The organism is Thermovenabulum sp., from assembly GCF_049701175.1.
Lineage (GTDB): Bacteria > Bacillota > Thermosediminibacteria > Thermosediminibacterales > Thermosediminibacteraceae > Thermovenabulum.
Window position 1 is genome coordinate 1 of sequence record NZ_JBNATW010000058.1, and the last position, 2,426, is coordinate 2,426.

The following is a 2,426-nucleotide window of genomic DNA, read 5'->3' on the forward strand; positions in this document are numbered from 1 at the left end:
TTTTTTTGAATGCCCTAAAATCGGTATTTCATCTGTTTCTCTAATCATCGCAATTTACTCAAACTTTTATGACGTTCTTTAATGTTATTTTCACAGCTTTTATAATTTAGCACAAAAATTAGACTTATTCAATTCATTGTAAATTCAACAAACTCTATTTTTTTTAAAATATATTCCATGTGCTCAAATATTTTTGATTATGCTTACATATTCTCTTCCTTACTATAAAATTAACCCACTACTTTAATTAAATAAAACAGTTTTTAATCTCAAGATTTATGAAAAGGTCAAAATATAGTTTAAAATTAACTACATTATAAAAAACAATTAAAGGTAAAATCCCATTATAAAATTATTTGAAATCCAAAATTGTTTGAGGAACAGTACCTACAATTATTGTTTCTGCTATAGGAACATCTGTATGAATATCAACTTCTGTGCTGAAAAAGGGTTGAACAACTTTAACCTTTGCCGAAATCGAAAGAATTACTTTATGCCTTGTTTGGTTAATCCCAGCTTCTTCAAAAGCTTCTGTTGTATCTACTTCTACGGTTCCGACAGGCTGAAGCAAAATATTAATATTTGGCCCTAAATTAGCTAAAATTTTGCTTCCCGTAACAAGGCCTAAAGGTATTTTTATCATCTCCATTGATATTTGCTTTAATCTCTTTACAGCTTCTAGAGAAGTTTCTGTTTCTATGCGGTTTATTTCTACGGTATTTATTTGAATTAATGTTATTTGACCGTTAACATCTTTATGTATTGTAATTAAGTCTTTGTATTGAATATTTTTTGCTATTTTTTCTTTAATCGCATTATTTATTGCTTCTGTTGCAATTATTCTTGCTCTTGCTTCAGCTATTGTTTGAATTGTTGGAGCTATTTGATGTTCTATAAAACTAAAAATCAACAAAATAATAACAAAAATTAAAAAAATACTAATATAAATACTAAACGTAGATTTTTTTAACCTATAGAATTTATTATATTTTCCCCACATAAAAAACCCCTCCATATATTTAGAATATGCTGGAGGAGTTCACAAAAGTTTATCTTAAGAAATTTATTTATTTAATCTTTGATAGCTATTTTGGCAAACTTTCTCTTACCTACCTGAACAATTATGGGCTCTTTTATATCTATATCTAATGGATTTTCTACTCTCTCGCCGTTTATTTTTACTGCTCCCTGTAAAATTAACCTCTGGGCTTCACTGTTTGATGATACAAGCCCGGCAATGGATAAAAGTTTAGGAAGCCATATCTTTCCATTGGGATTTAAATTGTCCTTAGAAATATATAACTCGTTTATCTCATCGGGCAAATCCTTTTTTTGAAACACTTTAATAAAATTTTCTTCAGCCTTCTTTGCTTCCTCAAAGCCGTGGTACATTTTAACTATTTCTCTGGCTAGTGCCATTTTTACATCTCTCGGGTGCAGGGACCCATCTTTTAATCCCCTCTCAATTTTCTTTACTTCCTCTTTTGGCAACGCCGTAGCCAAATTATAGTATTCAATCAATATCTCATCAGGTATTGACATCACTTTTCCATAAATTTCTCCAGGTGGTTCATTTATTCCTATGTAATTCCCAAGGCTCTTGCTCATCTTTTTTACTCCATCAATGCCTATTAATATCGGCATTAGCATAGCAACTTGCGGTTCCTGACCGTATTCCTTTTGTAATGTGCGTCCCATCAAAATATTAAATTTTTGTTCAGTAGCTCCTAATTCCACATCAGCTTTTAATGCAACGGAATCGTATCCTTGCATTAAAGGATAAAAGAATTCGTGGATAGATATAGGCCTTCCCTCTCTGAATCGCTGGCTAAAATCTTCCCTTTCGAGCATTCGGGCTACGGTGTATTTCGAAGCAAGGCGGATAACATCCTCAAATTTTAAATTAGCAAGCCATTCACTATTAAATTTAATTTTAGTCTTCTCAGGGTCCAAAATTTTAAATACTTGTTCTTTATAAGTTTTTGCGTTCTCCAATACCTCTTCTTTTGTCATCTGCCTCCGTGTCTCAGATTTTCCAGTAGGATCACCTATCATCCCTGTAAAATCGCCAATGATTAGAATGACTTCATGTCCAAGGTCCTGAAATTCCCTCAGTTTCTTTAAAACTACAGCATGTCCAAGATGGATATCAGGCGCAGTAGGATCAAGACCCAGTTTTACTTTTAAAGGTGTTTTGGTTTCGTAAGATTTTTTTAGTTTGCTTAATAATTCTTCTTCAGATATAATTTCAGCAGTATTCTCTTTTAAAATTTCAAACTGTTCCTCTGGTCTCATTCTTTTCCCTCTCCATTTTATGTTTTTTAACGATTATAACATAGTATAAATATTATTTCAAATCTCCGTTTATTTGAGATCGCGTCAAGTATTTTTAGGTTTTTTTAAAACTCACCATCTCACCACAAGAT

At 31.7% G+C, this 2,426-nt stretch carries 2 protein-coding genes; both read right to left on the reverse strand.

The window, feature by feature from the left end; genetic code table 11:
- Positions 1–352 precede the first annotated feature (352 nt).
- The gene (gene yunB / locus ACPLVF_RS11970) at positions 353–1,000 is read right to left on the reverse strand and encodes a sporulation protein YunB (RefSeq protein ID WP_424908052.1); all 648 of its coding nucleotides are present in this window, start codon (positions 998–1,000) and stop codon (positions 353–355) included.
- A 71-nt stretch (positions 1,001–1,071) separates the two neighbouring features.
- Positions 1,072–2,295, reverse strand: coding sequence for a tyrosine--tRNA ligase (gene tyrS / locus ACPLVF_RS11975; protein WP_424908053.1), 1,224 nt, complete (start codon positions 2,293–2,295; stop codon positions 1,072–1,074).
- Between the last annotated feature and the right edge of the window lie 131 nt (positions 2,296–2,426).